Origin of the sequence: Brevibacillus sp. NRRL NRS-603 (assembly GCF_003013445.1) — a bacterium.
GTDB lineage: Bacteria > Bacillota > Bacilli > Brevibacillales > Brevibacillaceae > Brevibacillus > Brevibacillus formosus.
This window is the reverse complement of the sequence record NZ_PXZN01000162.1, coordinates 1-2,448: the sequence shown is the minus strand read 5'-3', so window position 1 is coordinate 2,448 and position 2,448 is coordinate 1. Positions and strand designations below refer to the sequence as shown.

At 44.2% G+C, this 2,448-nt stretch carries 2 protein-coding genes and 1 pseudogene; 2 read left to right on the top strand and 1 reads right to left on the bottom strand.

Annotation, left to right across the window (positions count from 1 at the left end):
- Positions 1-37: 37 nt before the first annotated feature.
- Complete coding sequence (locus tag C7R94_RS29615; protein WP_106786041.1) at positions 38-1,747, top strand: DUF4179 domain-containing protein; 1,710 nt, start codon at positions 38-40, stop codon at positions 1,745-1,747.
- A gap of 89 nt (positions 1,748-1,836) precedes the next feature.
- Here the strand turns inward: C7R94_RS29615 and C7R94_RS29610 are convergent.
- Positions 1,837-1,983 (bottom strand): annotated as a pseudogene (locus C7R94_RS29610) (geranylgeranylglyceryl/heptaprenylglyceryl phosphate synthase); the annotation flags it as partial.
- Positions 1,984-2,168: 185 nt separating this feature from the next.
- On the opposite strand from C7R94_RS29610, the gene C7R94_RS29605 reads away from it, so the two are divergent.
- Positions 2,169-2,448 (top strand): RNA polymerase sigma factor (locus C7R94_RS29605; protein ID WP_146142865.1); only part of this gene is annotated, 280 nt, incomplete at its 3' end.

Below are 2,448 nucleotides of genomic sequence, written 5' to 3'. Positions count from 1 at the left end.
CGATCGGGCATGCAGGGCAAAGGGGGGACTTTCATCTATGAAATGTTTAGATAAAGGACAAATTGCTTTGTATCTATACGATCTTCTTGAACCAGAGGAAGCCGAGTTCATTGCAGCCCATTTGGAAGAGTGCCGTCATTGTCAGTTGAAGTTGAAGCATGAGCTGAACGAGCTGGAAGATCCAGAAGAATCGCTAGCAACAGATGAGCCATCCCATGCTGTCATCCATGACATTATGGCGAATCTGCCCCCTTACCCCATACACGTTCTGAAACGCTCAGAGAAACAAAGCATACAAAAGAAAATTGATTGGAAGAAAAGGAGCCTGGATATCGTGAAAAAAGCAACCATCGCCGTAGCAGGAATGGCAGCAGTCGTCTATTTTGGAACACTGACTTCACCCTCTTTTGCGACTTATGTAAATGACTTGTATGCCGCTACCATAAAATCAGAGCCGCAGCAGACAGAGAGCAGCTTGTTTGCAGAAGAAGCGTCCGAGGACGCCCTCATCCAGCGCGGACTTGAAAGAGGATATAACAAGAAGCTTGATTTGAAAGCCGTCGACAACGGAATGACGCTGGAAGTAAAAGAAGTTATGGCAGATACGAGAGATGTCCGGATTATTTTCGGCTTCAAGGATAAGAATGGCAAGCAGCTTGAAAAGTTGTTCCCGAATTTGCCAGCGGGAGATGAAGATAAACTGAACGAAACCTATGAAATCAAAATCACAGACGAAGATGGAAACGTTCTTGAGACAATTGATAAGTACCATCTTAATTATAACAAGAAGGAAAGCATCGGCGAAAAACATGAGTACTTGATGGTCAGCCGACCGATTAGCCGATATTTTACAGATGTCAGCAAGATTCCTGACAAACTGAACATCGAGCTTCGCATCAAGAAGCTGGACAAAGTTGACGGAAATTGGAGCGTGACGATTCCTGTTGATATTTCCAAAGCCAAAAAAGAAACGAGAATTATCCCGATTAACGAGCAATACACCGCTCCTAATGGCGAAGTGATTGATCTGAAGCAAGTGATGGTGACACCTGGCCAGACTGAATTCGTGATCGAGAATACGGGTGAAGGTAGTAGTTCCCAGCCCTTAACCTATGAAATTGTGGACGACAAGGGAGCTGTCCTAGCGGCCTGGAGCAAACTGGATCTATCGAGTGAATTTGGCGAGGACCCGAATCCATTTTTCAAAAATGTAAGCAGGGAGTATTTCGTCCGTGCAAATGAGGACAAAAATATTCACTTCATCACCTACCATTCCTTGCCAGCCGAGAATAATCTGACCTTTAGAGTTGGCGGTACTTACGATCAGGTTCCTTCGAATTTTAAGCAAAAGCTGTCCATTGAGACTCTGAAGACCCAGCCTGTAACGATAAAGCACAATGGAAATACACTCACCTTTTCAAACTTTGCAGTAGAAGAGATAACAAAAATAAATCCAATAACGTCTGCCAAACATAAAATGCTGCGTAGTACATTACAGCTTGAGGCAACTTTGGCACCGGGTGTGGTCTTCTTAGACTCCTGGGAGGGTACTGACGAACAGGGGGAAAGATACAACTTCAACTTCAAGGGCTCCACAACAAAAGATGAAAAAGGGAATTTTATCATGAAAGGTACACTCGTAGATGATATGGACGTCATCCCGAAAGAGATGACGCTTACGATCGAGGAACAAGTGAACAGAGCAAAAGATATGGATTGGAGCGTAGCACTTCCACTGAAGAACTAACGCAAAAATAAGACCACCACTCCCAATGAAACTGTAACAGCTCATGGGAGTGGTAGTCTTTTTTAGTTTTGGGTTCCTTTTACATCCTTCAGTACGAGCGGGATCAAGTACGAATCAAATCCCGGCACAACCGCATCCAGCGAGGAAATCTCCAAAGCAGCCGGTACTGCGTAACGACGCAATCGCGACATCAATTCGAGCGTATTGTCATAAGTCACACCGTACGTGCCACCTACATTTCTAAGATTCATTCTTTTCAAAGAAAACATTTAATTTTCCGGAAAATCCCCCCGATTTTGGGACGCTTTTCTTTTGGGATTCGTAGTACTAAATGTAATGGGAAATTTCACCAAGATTACTTTTGTTTGATCAAAAAAGGAAAAGCTGCGCAGCGAGCCTTTTTTGCCTAGGGGGAGCACAAATGGAGGAAGATCGAGTGATCATCGGGCGGGTCTTGCAAGGAAACAAAGACTCCTACTCCGAGATCATTGCCAGATACCACGGAAAAGTAAGTTCCATTCTTCGCAAGATGCTGGGACATACACCGGATGCACAAGATATCGTGCAGGAAATTTTCATCAAGACGTATTACCATTTACCAGAATATAAGACAAACTACGATTTTTCTGCATGGTTGTACCGGATAACGGCCAACCACTGTCTGGACGAGCTGCGTAAACGTAAACGCAAGCTTGCTCTCA

Bases quoted from the DNA above. Each gene is read 5' to 3' on its own strand.
- C7R94_RS29615 (WP_106786041.1), top strand. From the start codon at position 38: ATGAAATGTTTAGATAAAGGACAAATTGCTTTGTATCTATACGATCTT.